Source organism: Tabrizicola thermarum (genome assembly GCF_003574395.1).
Classification (GTDB): domain Bacteria; phylum Pseudomonadota; class Alphaproteobacteria; order Rhodobacterales; family Rhodobacteraceae; genus Tabrizicola; species Tabrizicola thermarum.
On the sequence record NZ_QMJY01000083.1, the window covers coordinates 101,658 to 115,591 of the forward strand.

15 protein-coding genes are annotated in these 13,934 nt (G+C 66.6%); 9 read left to right on the plus strand and 6 right to left on the minus strand.

Features of this window, described 5'->3' with window-relative positions; translation table 11 throughout:
* Position 1: 1 nt before the first annotated feature.
* Entirely contained in the window at positions 2-646 is a 645-nt protein-coding gene (gene gmk / locus D5084_RS16800) for a guanylate kinase (protein WP_128516662.1), read from the plus strand.
* Positions 643-1,161 carry a gamma carbonic anhydrase family protein gene (locus D5084_RS16805; protein WP_128516663.1) on the plus strand — a complete coding sequence of 173 codons (519 nt, stop codon included), beginning with the start codon at positions 643-645 and terminating at the stop codon, positions 1,159-1,161. Before gmk ends, D5084_RS16805 begins: the two co-directional genes overlap by 4 nt.
* A 6-nt stretch (positions 1,162-1,167) precedes the next feature.
* On the opposite strand, the gene D5084_RS16810 is transcribed toward D5084_RS16805, so the two are convergent.
* Positions 1,168-1,497, minus strand: coding sequence for a hypothetical protein (locus D5084_RS16810; protein ID WP_128516664.1), 330 nt, complete (start codon positions 1,495-1,497; stop codon positions 1,168-1,170).
* A 175-nt stretch (positions 1,498-1,672) separates the two neighbouring features.
* On the opposite strand from D5084_RS16810, the gene D5084_RS16815 reads away from it, so the two are divergent.
* On the plus strand, positions 1,673-2,689 hold the full coding sequence (locus D5084_RS16815; RefSeq protein WP_128516665.1) for a sensor histidine kinase: 1,017 nt from the start codon (positions 1,673-1,675) through the stop codon (positions 2,687-2,689).
* 209 nt (positions 2,690-2,898) lie between these two features.
* Here D5084_RS16815 and D5084_RS16820 read toward each other — a convergent pair whose 3' ends face one another.
* Entirely contained in the window at positions 2,899-3,345 is a 447-nt protein-coding gene (locus tag D5084_RS16820) for a hypothetical protein (protein ID WP_128516666.1), read from the minus strand.
* Positions 3,346-3,567: 222 nt separating this feature from the next.
* Positions 3,568-4,500 carry a nucleoside hydrolase gene (locus tag D5084_RS16825; RefSeq protein ID WP_128516667.1) on the minus strand — a complete coding sequence of 311 codons (933 nt, stop codon included), beginning with the start codon at positions 4,498-4,500 and terminating at the stop codon, positions 3,568-3,570.
* A 123-nt stretch (positions 4,501-4,623) separates the two neighbouring features.
* Here D5084_RS16825 and D5084_RS16830 point away from each other — a divergent pair, with 123 nt between their 5' ends.
* The 3 genes from D5084_RS16830 to D5084_RS16840 all read left to right on the plus strand — a co-directional run bounded on the left by D5084_RS16830 (position 4,624) and on the right by D5084_RS16840 (position 7,720).
* Positions 4,624-5,652 (plus strand): WD40/YVTN/BNR-like repeat-containing protein, encoded by a 1,029-nt coding sequence (locus tag D5084_RS16830; protein ID WP_128516668.1) that lies wholly within the window; start codon positions 4,624-4,626, stop codon positions 5,650-5,652.
* Positions 5,653-5,819: 167 nt separating this feature from the next.
* Entirely contained in the window at positions 5,820-6,227 is a 408-nt protein-coding gene (locus D5084_RS16835) for a hypothetical protein (protein ID WP_128516669.1), read from the plus strand.
* An 83-nt stretch (positions 6,228-6,310) separates the two neighbouring features.
* The gene (locus D5084_RS16840; protein WP_128516670.1) at positions 6,311-7,720 is read left to right on the plus strand and encodes a S1 family peptidase; all 1,410 of its coding nucleotides are present in this window, start codon (positions 6,311-6,313) and stop codon (positions 7,718-7,720) included.
* A 67-nt stretch (positions 7,721-7,787) separates the two neighbouring features.
* On the opposite strand, the gene D5084_RS16845 is transcribed toward D5084_RS16840, so the two are convergent.
* From D5084_RS16845 to D5084_RS16855, 3 genes are all read right to left on the minus strand, one after another.
* Entirely contained in the window at positions 7,788-8,786 is a 999-nt protein-coding gene (locus D5084_RS16845) for a Fe(3+) ABC transporter substrate-binding protein (protein ID WP_128516671.1), read from the minus strand.
* A gap of 152 nt (positions 8,787-8,938) precedes the next feature.
* The gene (gene mazG, locus D5084_RS16850; RefSeq protein ID WP_128516672.1) at positions 8,939-9,742 is read right to left on the minus strand and encodes a nucleoside triphosphate pyrophosphohydrolase; all 804 of its coding nucleotides are present in this window, start codon (positions 9,740-9,742) and stop codon (positions 8,939-8,941) included.
* Positions 9,743-9,816: 74 nt separating this feature from the next.
* Positions 9,817-10,434 (minus strand): outer membrane protein, encoded by a 618-nt coding sequence (locus D5084_RS16855; RefSeq protein WP_128516673.1) that lies wholly within the window; start codon positions 10,432-10,434, stop codon positions 9,817-9,819.
* A gap of 255 nt (positions 10,435-10,689) precedes the next feature.
* Here D5084_RS16855 and D5084_RS16860 point away from each other — a divergent pair, with 255 nt between their 5' ends.
* The 3 genes from D5084_RS16860 (at position 10,690) to D5084_RS16870 (ending at position 13,890) form a co-directional block, all read left to right on the plus strand.
* Positions 10,690-11,853: a M20 aminoacylase family protein gene (locus tag D5084_RS16860; RefSeq protein WP_128516674.1), complete on the plus strand. Its 1,164-nt coding sequence runs from the start codon at positions 10,690-10,692 to the stop codon at positions 11,851-11,853.
* A gap of 24 nt (positions 11,854-11,877) precedes the next feature.
* A complete protein-coding gene (locus D5084_RS16865; protein WP_128516675.1) occupies positions 11,878-12,288 on the plus strand; it encodes a DUF6636 domain-containing protein in 411 nt (136 codons plus the stop codon).
* 195 nt (positions 12,289-12,483) lie between these two features.
* Entirely contained in the window at positions 12,484-13,890 is a 1,407-nt protein-coding gene (locus D5084_RS16870) for an aminotransferase (RefSeq protein ID WP_128516676.1), read from the plus strand.
* The last annotated feature ends 44 nt before the right edge of the window (positions 13,891-13,934 follow it).

A 13,934-nucleotide genomic window follows, 5' to 3' on the forward strand; every position in this document is an offset into this window, starting at 1 on the left:
CATGACCCCCACCTCCCATCGGCGCGGGCTTCTTCTGATCCTTTCCTCGCCCTCGGGTGCGGGAAAGTCGACGCTGTCCCGGATGCTGATGGAGTGGGACCCGACGATGCGGTTTTCCATCTCGGCCACGACGCGCAAGCCCCGACCCGGGGAAGTGGACGGCCGCGAATACTATTTCCGCTCGCGCGAGGAATTCCAGGCGATGGTCGACCAGGGCCAGATGCTGGAACATGCCGAGGTCTTCGGCAATTTCTACGGCAGCCCCCGCGCGCCGGTCGAGGCCGCGATGCAGGCGGGCACCGACATCGTCTTCGACATCGACTGGCAGGGCGGCCAGCAGGTGAAACAGGCGATGCGCGGCGATGTGGTGTCGATCTTCATCCTGCCGCCCTCCATCGCCGAGCTTGACCGCCGCCTGCGCGCCCGCGCCCAGGACAGCGAAGAGGTGATCGCGGCGCGCATGGCGAAAAGCCGCGACGAGATCAGCCATTGGGCGGAATACGACTATGTGCTGGTGAACGACGACCTTGCGGTCACGTTCGACAGGCTCAAGACCATCCTCACCGCCGAGCGGCTGAAACGCGAACGCCAGCCGCAGCTTTCTGCCTTCGTCCGCAAACTGAACGAGGAGTTCGAAGCCCGATGATCTACTCGCTTGACGGTCTTGCGCCGCAGATCGCCCCCTCGGCCTGGGTATCGGATACGGCCGTTCTCTTGGGCAAAGTGGTGGTCGAGGCCGAGGCCTCGATCTGGTTCGGCGCGGTGCTGCGCGGCGACAACGAGGAGATCCGGGTCGGCGCGGGGACGAACGTGCAGGAAAACGCGGTCCTGCACACCGACATGGGCTATCCGCTGACCATCGGCGCGAACTGCACCATCGGCCACAAGGCGATGCTGCACGGCTGCACCATCGGCGAGGGCACGCTGATCGGGATGGGGGCCACGGTCCTGAACGGCGCGAAGATCGGCAGGGGCTGTCTGATCGGCGCCTGCGCGCTGATTACCGAGGGCAAGGAGATCCCCGACGGCAGCCTGGTGATGGGCGCGCCCGGCAAGGTCGTGCGCCAGTTGGACGAGAGCGCGCGGGCGCGGCTGCTGGCCTCGGCTGCGAGCTATCAGGAAAACGCCCGCCGCTTCCGCGCCGGCCTGACCCGGATCTGACCGGGGTCAGCCTTCTTCGATCAGTTCGATGGTGATGCCCTGCCGCGCCGCATGGCTGCGCAATTCGCGCAGGACGACCTGCCGGTTCGGCAGCTTGGGCGCCACCACGCGCAGCACCTTGCGGTAGTCCTGCGCGCCCAGCCGCTCGATGATCTCGAGCGCGTCGAAGCCCATGCAGAACAGCGGCGTCACCACCAGTTCCAGCGTCGGGGGCAGAGGAAGGACCTCCTCGAAGGCGGACAGGTCGATCGAGGCGAACTCTTCGGGCCGCAGGCTTCCTTCGGCTGCCCTCGCCTCCGGAATCCCGATAACCAGACATCTCAGCTTCCGCGACATATCGCCAGCTCGTTCCAGGTTGGGGGCCGCCAATCGCTGTAGAAGGCTTTGCGGCGCCGACATTGTTCCGGGAAAGGGCCGGATCCGCACCGCATTACATTTACTGCGGGGAATTTACTGGTATTCCGACGCAAGACAAGACGCGGCGGGACTGCTGCCGGGGAGTGATGCCAGAATGACAGAGTTCCAGATTTCCCGACTTCTGGCGGGCCTGCCGCTGCCCGCGATGCTGGTGCGGGACGGCGAGCGGGTGGAGGCCTGCAATGCGCCCGCCGTGGCCCTTCTGGGCGAGGGGATGGTGGGCCGCCACCCGGCCATCGCGGTCCGCGCCCCGACAGTGCTTGAGGCCCTGGCCGCGGCCTCGCCGGACCGCCCGCCGCAAGAGGCCCGGATGATCCAGCGTCGAGAGGGGCAGGAGCAGGTGTTCCAGGTCACCGTCTCGGCCTTGGGCGAGGGGCTGGTGCTGGTCGTCTTCCGCGACGTGACCGAGGAGGAAAGGGCGGGAGAGATGCGGCGCGACTTCGTGGCCAACGTCAGCCACGAGCTGCGCACGCCGCTGACCGCGCTGATGGGCTTCATCGAGACCTTGAAGCACGCCGCGAAGGATGACCCCCGCGCGCGGGAGATGTTCCTGGGCATCATGGAGGCCGAGGCGGGGCGGATGAACCGGCTGGTGGGGGATCTGTTGCAGCTGAGCCGGGTCGAGGCGGAAGAAAGGGTGCGTCCGCGCGACCGGGTAGAGCTGCGCGGGGTGCTGGAGGGGGTGATCTCCAGCCTGCGGGGGATGGCGGAGAAGACGGGGGATTCGGTCGTTCTGACCGGAGAGCCCGCAACGGTGCCGGGGGACCGGGACCAACTGGTGCAGGTCTTCACGAACCTGGTCGAGAACGCGCTTAAATACGGGGCGGCGGGGCAGGCGGTGCGGGTCTCGCTGACCCCGGAGGAGACGGTGCGGGGGCCGGCGGTGCGGGTGGAGGTGGCCGACGAGGGCGAGGGGATCGACCCGGTCCACATCCCCCGCCTGACCGAGCGGTTCTACCGGGTGGACACCCACCGGAGCCGGGAGATGGGGGGGACGGGGCTGGGGCTGGCCATCGTGAAGCACATCGTGAGCCGGCACCGGGGGTGGCTGCGGATCGAGAGCGAGAAGGGTCGGGGGAGCCGGTTCCAGGTGGTGCTGCCGCTGGGATGACGGGGGCCGCAAGGGACTCCGCGCCGCGCGCGGCGCTGATTTGGATGGTAAGGATTTCAAGGGGTTGGCTGTGGGCGTTAGGGGTTTGTTAGGGGGTTGACCACGTGGGGTGCGCATACAGGGCGCACCTTTTGGGCGACGTTGGTCCTGAAGGAGCGGTCAGCATGGCGCTTGTGGCTGACGTCGATGGTGCGCCATGAATGCGCACCCTACGGCCGGTCTGACAGTTGGACGATCGCGTCTGCGATTCTGTCGAGTTTCCGATCCTGCTCTGACCCGATTGCGAAGGATTGGACCTCAAGCATTCCAAGAGAGGCGAGAAGCCCGGAGAAATCGGCTTCGGGACCACCCGTGGCAGCTGCCGCGCGTTGCAGTTCCCCGCTGGCCCTTGCGAAGGTGTCCGAGAAAGCAACGCGCCAGTCCGCTTCCTCAGCCCGGCCAGACACAGCCGCGAACGTCAGAACGGCATCGCGGAGCGCCTCTGGCGCAATCTTCAGCGATTGTTCGGCCCGCATAAGGGTCACAGCTGCAACTGCTCCCGCTTGCAGCGCGCAGGCAGACAGGACTGCAAGCATCCGGCAGCCACGGTTGTCGCCTACGAACAGACTGTATCCCTTGCGCTCTGCCGCACGGTTCAAGCGGATCATCAGCAGCATTCCGACAAGATCGGCAACCGGCATGGATTAGATGTCGGTGGCCGGGAGGCAGAAGCCCTCAGAGATCTTCCTGTCATATGACAAAAGACGGGCGCGCAGCGGGGAAAGGACGCTCGACGATGCATCCGTATTGCCGCCACCGCGCAGGGGCGCCTGATCTGTCTCGGGTTGGGCTGAAGCCTTCGTCAGTCGGAACCGTCGCCTGAGCCAGTCCAGCATGTCTCACAACCTCCCCAACCGCTCCGTCAACAGCCGGTAGAACCCGTCCCGGTCCACGCTGCCCATGAACATCGCGTTGGGCTCTCGGTCCGTCACCCGCCACCAGTCGGCGACGGTCATGCCGAGGGTGAGCTCGGAGACCGTCTCGATCTCCACGTTCACATGGCGGCCGGTGAAGAGGGCGGGCTCCAGAAGGTAGGCGATCACGCAGGGGTCGTGCAGGGGGGCTCCCGCTGACCCGTATTTCGCGGTGTCGAAGCGTTCGAAGAAATCGGTCCAGGAGGCGACGGCCTGGCCGACGGGGGTGCCGAGGGCGCGCATCTCCTCCACCCACTCGCGGCTGGTCAGGGCCTTGTGGGTGACGTCAAGCGGCATCACCACCAGCGGCACGCCGGATTTGAACACGATTTCAGCGGCTTCCGGGTCGACGTAGATGTTGAACTCGGCCGCGGGGGTGACGTTGCCGACCTCGAAATAGGCGCCGCCCATCAGCACGATCTCAGCCACACGGGGGATGATGTCGGGGGCGCGCCGGAAGGCGGTGGCGATGTTGGTCAGGGGCCCGAGCGGGCAGAGGGTGATGGTGCCGGGGGGGTGGGCGCGCAGGGCCTCGATGATCGCGTCGACGGCATGCTGGGGGTGGAGCGGCAGGGTCGGCTCGGGCAGCGGGATGCCGTCGAGGCCGGTCTTGCCGTGGACATATTCGGCGGTGACGAGCTTGCGTTTCATCGGCGCGTCGCAGCCGGCGTGGACGGGGGTTTGGCGGCCGGCCAGTTCGACGATCTGGCGGGCGTTCCTTTGCGTGAGGGCAAGGGGCACGTTCCCGGCGACGGCGGTCAGCGCAAGGACCTCCAGTTCCGGGCTCGCGAGGGCGAGAAGGATGGCGACGGCGTCGTCCTGGCCGGGGTCGGTGTCGATGATGATCTTGCGGGGCATGGGTGACTCCTTTGGCGCGGAGTAAGCGGGGTCGGGCGAAGTTTGTCCAGATGGTCAGGAAATTCGGCCGTGCAATGTGGCGGAAGGGGCGTAGGCTGAGGGCGTCACGCGGAGGAGGCGGCGATGGAGATACTGGTCGGGACGACGAAGGGGCTGTTCGTGCTGGCGGGCGGTCGGGTCGAGGGGCCGTTCTGCGAGGGCTGGCCGATCAACCATGCGATCGGGCGCGGGGGAGAGATCCTGGCGGCCGGAGGCAGCGGCTGGCACGGCGCGGGGGTGTGGCGGCGATCGGGGGGTGAGTGGAGCGTGTCGACGGGGCCGTTCGAGGGGGCGGAGCAGCTGTGGTCGGTCTGTTACGACCGGGAGCGGGTGCTGGCGGGGTCGAAGCCGGCCTATCTGTATGAAAGCGTGGATGGGGGGGCGAGTTGGCGGCGGCTGGAGGCTCTGACGGATCAGCCGGGGGCGGATCAGTGGATGCCGGGGGCGGCGGGGCTGACGTTGCACACCATTCTGGCCGATCAGAAGGGGGGGATCTGGGTCGGGATCTCGGCAGCGGGCGTGTTCGAAAGCCGCGACGGGGGCATGAGCTGGATCATGCGGAACCGGCGGGGGAACCGGCCGGGGCCGGCGGGGGCGCTGGCGCGGGATTGGGGGGATGGGGTGGAGTTCCGGGCCGAGGACGAGATCTTCTCCTGCGTCCACAACCTGGCCTTCGGGGCGGCCGAGGGGCTCATCTACATGCAGAACCACCAGGGGGTCTACCGGAGCCGGGATGGCGGCGCGGTGTGGGAGGAGGTGACGGAGGGGCTGCCCTCGACCTTCGGCTTTCCGGTGGCGGCGCATCCTTCGAAGCCGGGGGTGTTCTGGGTCTTCCCGCTGAACGGCGACAACGAGGGGCGCTATCCGGTGGGGGCGCGGGCGCTGGTCTGGAGGACCGAGGACGGCGGCGAGACCTGGGCGGGTAAGGGCGCGGGGCTGCCGGAGCGGGACTGCTTCTTCACGGTGCTGCGGCAGGGGATGGCCGCCTGCGACGGCGGGGTGGCGTTCGGGACGAACTCGGGGTCGGTGTTTCTTAGCCGGGACGAGGGGGAGACCTGGGAGGAGGTCGCAAAGCATCTGCCGACGGTGCTGTCGGTGGAGTTCATGGGGTAGGGTGTCCACGCGTGGACAGGTTGGCGGCTCACGGGATTTCAAGCGGTTGGTTGTGGGCATTAGGGATTTGGTAAGGTCTGGTCCATGCAGGGTGGGGCGGGAATTGCTGACCTGCCAGCGGAATGTCGATGCCGTAAGGTCCGGCACCGGAACCGGGTGGAGGGACGATGCCTGCGGTCATTTCGTTAGCGGTGGTCCTGGCGACGGTCTTCGGGACGGAATGGCTGGTCGACGGCTGGCTGGGCGAGGAGCGCAGGCGCTGGGTGGCCTATGCGGCGATCCCGATGATGCTGCTGTCGGGCGCGCTGGTGCAGGCAAGCGGGGTCAACGAAGTCACGCGCCTGTTGCGCAACGCGGTGCTGGGAGCCGGCATCGGCGTGGCGCTGAAGCGGTTCGGGCTGCGCGTGCCCCTGCTGCGCGGCGCTTTGCGGCTGATCGGAGTCGAGACTGAACCCGAAGCGCGCCCCGCCCCGGACCTGCGCTGGTCGCGGCTGTCGGAGGGACTGCTGATGATCGGGACGGGGCTGGGTCTGATGGGTCTTGGCATGATCTGGACCGGAGCCTTCGCGGGCTAGGAGACCCGCTTTGGGCCAGCGACACATGGCTTGACCGGCGTGCCGTCGGGATCTTCAATGTCCCGACCTGATGGAAGGCTTTCATGCGCGCTGTACTGATCTTCTGGCTCATTCTCTATCCCGCTTGCGCCTGGGCCTTCACGACCGAGCAGCTGGCTGAGGACTTCGATGCGCGCTGGCTGACGGATCAGGAGAAGCGCTTTCTCCAGGCCGGGCTGGCCTTTGCCGGGGTCTACAACGGCATGATCGACGGGGCCTGGGGGCCCGGTAGCCAGCGGGCGCTGGAGCGGTTCACCCTGGCCGAAGGCGGGACAAGGCCTGTTACCAATGCCGATGCCGTCCTTGCGGCCATGGAGGCCTTCAAGGCCCTCGACAAGGAAGGCTGGGAGCGACAGTACAATGCCGATCTCGATCTGTCCTTTCTGGTGCCCACGAAGGTGCTGGGCGAAGGTGGCCGGTCTGATGTCTTTCTGAATTTCGACGTCCGTGGCCGCTCCATCGGCTATTCGCTGACCGTGCAGGGGCCGACGGGCACCGTGCAGTTGCACCAGTTCACGGAAGACAATTCAATGGTCGAGGTCTACAGGGTGCGACGTCCGACCGTCTGGATCACCTCGGGGCGGCGCGGGGACGGGACAAGCCTTTACACGCGATCGGATTATCGCCGGGGCGCCTGGTCCACGATCATGCTGTCCGGCACGGACCGGGATGCGGGGGCCTTTGCGGCGATCACCGGCAGCATCGCGCCGGGCTATGCCCCGGCCATCGGGGTTTCGCCGGGCAAACTTGTGGACGGGATCGCCACCCTGGCCGCGCTGCTGGAGCCGCCCGCAGCGTCCCAGACACCGGACAGTCAGGTGGCGCAGGCGCCCGAAGTCGTTCCTGCCGCAGGTTATGGCACCGGCTTTCTGGTCACGGCAAGCGGCGATGTGCTGACAAATCGACATGTCATCGCCGCATGCGCGCGTTTGTCGATCGATGGCCAGGCGGCGCGGGTGATTGCCGAGGACAAGGTGTTCGATCTTGCCTTGTTGCGGGCCGAGGGTCTGGTCGGCCATGCACCCGCCCCCTTTGCACAGGACCCGGCGCGACTGAATTCCGATGTCACCGTGGCGGGCTATCCCCTGCCCGAACTGCTGGGCGGGCTGAACATCACGCGAGGGGCGGTGACCAGTCTGAAGGGGATCGGCGGCGACGGGATCAACATGCAGATCTCGGCCCCGGTGCAGCCGGGCAATTCCGGGGGGCCGGTCCTGAACGGGGCAGGGCAGGTCGTCGGCGTCGTGGTCGCGCGGCTGAGCGACAGCTATGCGATGAAGACCTATGATACGGTGCCGCAGAACGTGAATTTCGCGATCCGGGGCGAGATTGCAAAACTGTTCCTTGCGCAGAACGGGGTCGATCCGGTGGTAGAGCCGGCAGGCGCGCCCTTGCCGCCGGAAGAGCTGGCCGAGGTTGCGCAGGCATTCACCCGGCTGGTCACCTGCAACTGAAAGAGCGCGCCCGCAGGCGCGCTCTGGCAGGAGAGCCGGAGGGATCCCGGCCCGCGGGCTTGTCGGATCAGCCGTCGAAGTTCACCGTCTCCATGATCTTCAGCGCCGCCGCACGGGCCTTGGCGATGTCGGCAAGCGGTGTCGGGTCGGCGGTGAAATCGCCCCAGGAGGCGACCACGGCCGAGCGTTCCACGCCCGGTTTCACCGGGTATTCGTTGTTGGTCTCGGCATAGATCTTCTGCGCTTCGTCGCCGGACAGCCATTCCATGAACTTCAGCGCGTTTTCCTTGTTCGGGGCGGATTTGGTCATCGCCACGCCCGAGATGTTCAGATGCGAGCCGCCGCCCTCGAACACCGGGAAGGTCACGGTCACGGCTTCGGCCGCCGCGCGCTGTTCGGGGTCGGCCAGCATCTGGCCGATGTAGTAGGTGTTGCCGATCGCGATATCGCATTCGCCTGCCGCGATCGCCTTGACCTGGTCGCGGTCGCCGCCGTCAGGCTTGCGGGCGAGATTGGCCTTGAGACCCTCGGCCCATTTCGAGGCATAGTCCTCGCCGTGGTGGACGATCATGGCACCGAGCAGCGCGATGTTGTAGTCGTTCAGCCCCGAGCGCGAGCAGATGCGGCCCTTCCACTTGTCCGAGGCGAGATCCTCGTAGGTGGTGATCTCGGCCGGATCGACGCGGTCCTTCGCGGCATAGACGATGCGGGCGCGCGCGGTCAGGCCGAACCAGTGGTCGTTCGGGTCGCGCAGGGTTTCGGGGATGTTCGCCTCCAGCACCTCGGACTGCACGGGCTGGGTGACATCGGCGTCGACGATCTGCATCAGGCGGGCGATGTCGACGGTCAGGACCAGATCGGCGGGCGAGCGGTCGCCCTCGGCCACCAGGCGTTCGGCCATGCCCTTGTCGACGAAGGCCACGTTCACCTTGATGCCGGTCTCGGCGGTGAAGGCATCGACGAGGGGCTGGATCAGCTCGGGCTGGCGATGGGAATAGACGTTGACTTCCTGGGCAAGTGCCGGGACCGAGCAGGCAAGAAGGGCAAGGGTGGAGAGACGGAACATGGTTGAGTCCTTTAGTCAGGTTTGCCGGGACGTATAAACCTGACTGTTTTGCTTTGGTCAAGTGGTTGAGTGATTTGCTCGGCAATTCCGCGCCGCGGCGCCGGTTGCAGGCGGCGGAGCCTTCGGCAGGGATATTTGCAGAAGGGAAAGGGTCAGGGGCGGGCCTTGTCTTCTGCCTTGGCGCGGTTCCACAGCGCGTCCATCTCGGCCAGGGTGCTGTCGGCGGGGGTGCGGCCCTGTTCGGCGAGCCAGTCCTCGATCCGGGCGAAGCGGCGGGTGAACTTGGCGTTGGCGGCGCGCAGGGCGGCTTCGGGATCGACCTTCAGGTGGCGGGCGAGGTTGGCCATGACGAAGAGGAGGTCGCCGATTTCTTCGGTGAGGGCGTCATGGGTGAGGGTGTCGCGGGCCTCGGTCACTTCGCGGGCCTCCTCGACCAGCTTGTCGAGGACCTGGTCGGTGGAGGGCCAGTCGAAGCCGACGCGGGCGGCGCGGTTCTGGAGTTTGAGCGCGCGGGTGAGGGCGGGAAGCGAGGCGGCGATGCCGTCGAGCGTGCGGGCGGCCCCGCGTTCGCGGGCCTTCTGCGCCTCCCAGTCCCGGGTCTGCTGCTCGGCGGTCTTGTCCCGGCTTTCGGTGCCGAAGACATGCGGGTGGCGGGCGATCATCTTGTCGGAGATGGCGGCGACGACGTCGGCGAAGGTGAAGTGCCCGGCCTCGGCGGCCAGCTGGGCATGGTAGACGGTCTGGAACAGAAGGTCGCCGAGTTCCAGGCGAAGATCGTCCCAGTCCTGCCTGTCGATGGCGTCGGCGACTTCATGCGCCTCTTCCAGCGTGTAGGGGGCGATGGTGGCGAAGGTCTGCTGGATGTCCCAGGGGCAGCCGGTGTCAGGGTCGCGGAGCGCGGCCATGATGGCGAGAAGGCGGTCGATGCCGGTGGGGGGGAGTGTGTCGGTGGTCATCAAAGCCTTGCGCCCGGAACGGATGTCCGGGCGCAGGATAGGGATTTGGCGGGCGGTGTCACGCCCCGCTGCGGTCAGAAGCTGAGGCCGACGCGGAGGCCAACCGTATTCACCGTGGTATCGAGATCAAACGTGTCGGCGTCGTTCCGCCCGTCCAGGTTCCGACGCGTATAATCGATCCCGACGAAAATTCTGCTGGAGACGGCAACATCCACGCCCACACCATAGGAAATGCCCGAGAGAGTGGCGCCGTCGGTCCCATTGATGGTCATTTCCGCTCTGGAATAGCCCAAAGCACCGTAGACAAGGACCTTGCCCGCCGACAATCCGATGCGTCCCCGCAGGTCAAGCATCGAGTCGAAGGTATCGTCGCCGCCACCACCGATCACAACCGTATCCGTCGAAGCGTACGCGAGTTCACCGCCATAGACCATTTGTCCGCGCTGAATATTGTATCCGACGAATGCTCCAGTGGCCTTGTCGCTGTCGAGTTCGAAGTCGGCAAAGCTGTCGTTCAAATCGCCGCCCGTTTTCCCATAGGACAGACCGACATAGGGCCCCGACCAATCATGCACGTCAGTCGCCGCCGGAGCGGCGGCGGGCATCGGGTCATCGGCGACCATGGTCGGGCCACCGGCAAGGGCCGGGCCGGTCAGGGCCGCAAGGGCGGCAATTGCAAGCGCGGTTTTCATTTTACTGCTCTCCTTGGTGAAGACTTGTCATATTCGTATAACAGGGTTCCTGCTGATGGCGGCGGTCTGCCGGGCAGAGTGATTCGCATTTCCGAAACGTGATGCATTTTCGCATCGCTGCCGTCGGCGTGGCCCTGGACGCAACGGCGGAGGTAGGGCAAACCGGAGCGTTTCCGGCGCCGGGTGCTACGCTTCGATCATTGCGGTCGCCCGCGATTTCCGATTTGCTCGCAGGGCACCGCGAAGGAGTCCGCAATGCCCGTTCTGAACCGTATCGCGTCCTATGCCGAAGAGATGAAGGGATGGCGGCGGCATCTGCACATGCACCCGGAGCTGGGGTTCGAGTGTCACCAGACCGCGGCCTGGATCACCGAACGGCTGCGCGAGATCGGGGTGGACGAGATCCACGAAGGCATCGCGAAGACCGGAATCGTGGCGCTGATCCGGGGCCGCACCGAGGGCCCGGTGATCGGCCTGCGCGCGGACATGGACGCGCTGCCGATCGAGGAACTGACCGGCGCGCCCCATGCCAGCACGGTCAAGGGCAGGATGCATGCCTGCGGGCATGACGGGCATGTGACGATGCTGCTGGGGGCGGCGAAATATCTGGCCGAGACGCGGAACTTTGCCGGAACCGTGGCGCTGATCTTCCAGCCGGCGGAAGAGGACGGCGGCGGCGGCCAGGTCATGGTGCAGGAGGGCATCATGGACCGCTTCGGCATCGGGCAGGTCTACGGCATCCATAACGCTCCGAACATCCCCTTCGGGCATTTCCAGACCACGCCGGGGCCGTTGATGGCCAGCGTCGATACGGCGGTGGTCAAGGTCACGGGGCGCGGCGGGCATGGCGCCACGCCGCACGAATGCGTCGATCCGGTGGTGGCTATCGTCGGCATGGTGCAGGCGGTGCAGACGATCATCCCGCGCAACGTCCATGCGCTGGACGAGGCGGTGATCTCGGTCACGATGATCCACGCCGGGACCGCGTCGAACATCATCCCTGAAGAGGGGTTCTTCGCCGCCACGATCCGCTGCTTCAAGCCGGATGTGCGGGCGCTGCTGAAACGGCGGTTCCACGAGATCGTCGAGGGCCATGCGGCAGCCTATGGCGTGAAGGCCGAGATCAATTACGACTGGGGCTATCCCGCGACGATCAATCACGAGGACGAGGCGGAGTTCGCTGCCGAAGTCGCGCGGGAGGTCTCGGGCGCGGATGCGGTGGATGCGCGGGCCAACCGCGAGATGGGGTCGGAGGATTTCAGCTACATGCTGGAGGCGCGGCCGGGGGCTTACCTGTTCCTGGGCACCGGGCCGGGGGCGGGGCTGCACCATCCCGCCTACGACTTCAACGACGAGGCGGCCCCCATCGGGGCCAGCTTCTTCGCGCGGCTGGTGGAGCGGGCGCAGCCGGTGGTCTGACGGGTTTTGGCGAGGAGTTTCAGGATGATGCGGGTCGGAGTTGCAGTTGCGTTCCTGGGTCTGGTGGCGGGTGTCGCGCAGGCGGACATCATTCAGTTCCGCTCGCCCACCGGGAACATCAACTGCATCATGGTCAGCGACCCCTCCGGCGCGACGGCGCGCTGCGATCTGACGGAGTTGACGCCGAGCTACACCAGGCGACCGGCGGGGTGCAAGTTCGACTGGGGGCGGTCCTTTGCGGTGGGCAACACCGGCAAGGGCTATCTGGCCTGCGTGTCGGATGCCGTGGGCGGCGCGGGCCTGGCGGTGCTGCGCTATGGTCAGGCGGTGTCGCTGGGCGGGATCTCTTGCGTCTCGGCCGAGTCGGGCATGACCTGCACCAATGCCAAGGGCCACGGGTTCAGCGTGTCGAAGGCAAAGCAGAAGCTGTTCTGACCCCGGCCACCTGCGAATCGCGGGTGTGGTCGGCCCCGGGCGGGCGACGGTCCCAATGGGGGCCGGATCAACCTTTGGACACCATATCTGGGTGACCCGCAACCTTTGGACGCTCCAGGGGGCTGGCCGGATTTTGACCGGACTGCTAGTCTGTCGTTGTTATCCATTTGTGTCATTCAACGACGGAGACCGCACATGACCGCCCCGATGGCCCTGGCACGGCCCAGCCCGAATGCGCTTTGGGAGATGGACCGGAGCCACTCCTTGCACCCCTGGACGAATTTCGGCCCCTTCGAGCGAGAGGGCGCGCTGGTCATCACGCGGGGCGAGGGCTGTTACCTCTGGGACGCGGAGGGGCGGCGTTATCTGGATGCGGTGGGCGGTCTGTGGTGCACCAACATCGGCCTCGGTCGGAAGGAAATGGCGCAGGCCATCGCCGAACAGGCCGAGAGGCTGGCCTTTTCCAACACCTTCGTCGATGTGACGAACGACCCCTCGGCGCGGCTGGCGGCAAAGCTGGCGGAGCTGGCTCTGGGCGATCTGAACCGGGTGATGTTCACCACCGGCGGCTCGACGGCGGTGGATACGGCGGTGCGGACGGTGGCCTATTACCAGACCTGCATGGGCCGGCCCGGGAAGACCGACATCGTGGCGCGGGATTACAGCTATCACGGGTCCACCTATCTGGCGCAGTCGGTGGGCAAGCGTCCCGGCGACCGGGTGCCGGAGTTCCGCTACAAGGAAGACGGCATCCACCACCTGTCGGTGCCGAACCCCTACCGCCGCCCGGAAGGGATGAGCGAGGCCGACTTCTGCGACGCGCTGGTGGCCGAGTTCGAGGCGCTGATCGCGCGCGTGGGGGCCGACCGGATCGGCGGGTTCATCGCGGAACCGATCCAGGCCTCGGGCGGGGTGATCGTGCCGCCCGAGGGCTATCTGCGCCGGATGTGGGAGGTCTGCCAGCGCCACGACATCCTGTTCATCGCCGACGAGGTGGTGACCTCCTTCGGTCGGCTGGGGCACTGGTTCGCGTCCTGGGACCTGTTCGGGGTGCAGCCGGACATGATCTGCACGGCCAAGGGGCTGACCTCGGGCTATGTGCCGCTGGGGGCGCTGATCCTCAGCGACCGGATGTGGGAGGCGATGGCCGCGGACGGATCGCGCTGGTTCACCGCCGGGTTCACCTATTCCGGGCATCCGGTGTCATGTGCGGCGGGGTTGAAGAACATCGAGATCATGGAGCGCGAGGGGCTTCTGGCGCGGGCCGATCAGGTGGGGCGCTATTTCGAGGCGCGGATGGCGGCGCTGGCCGACCTGCCGCTGATCGGCGACGTGCGCGGGCGGCGGCTGATGCTGTGCGTGGAAAGCGTGGCGGACAAGGCGACGAAGGCGGTGCTGCCGGATGAGGCGAACGAATCGAAGCGCATCTCGAACGCGGCCGAGGCGATGGGGCTTCTGGTGCGGCCGATGGGGCATCTTAACGTGATGTCTCCGCCCCTGGTCATCACGGAAGGACAGGTGGATTTCATCGCCGAGACGCTGGAACGCGCGATTGTCCAGGTCACGGATGAGCTGGTGCGCGAAGGGTTCCGGCTGGGGTAGGGCCCCGGAGGTTTCGAAGGCTCCGGGGCGATTTCTTCGAAGAA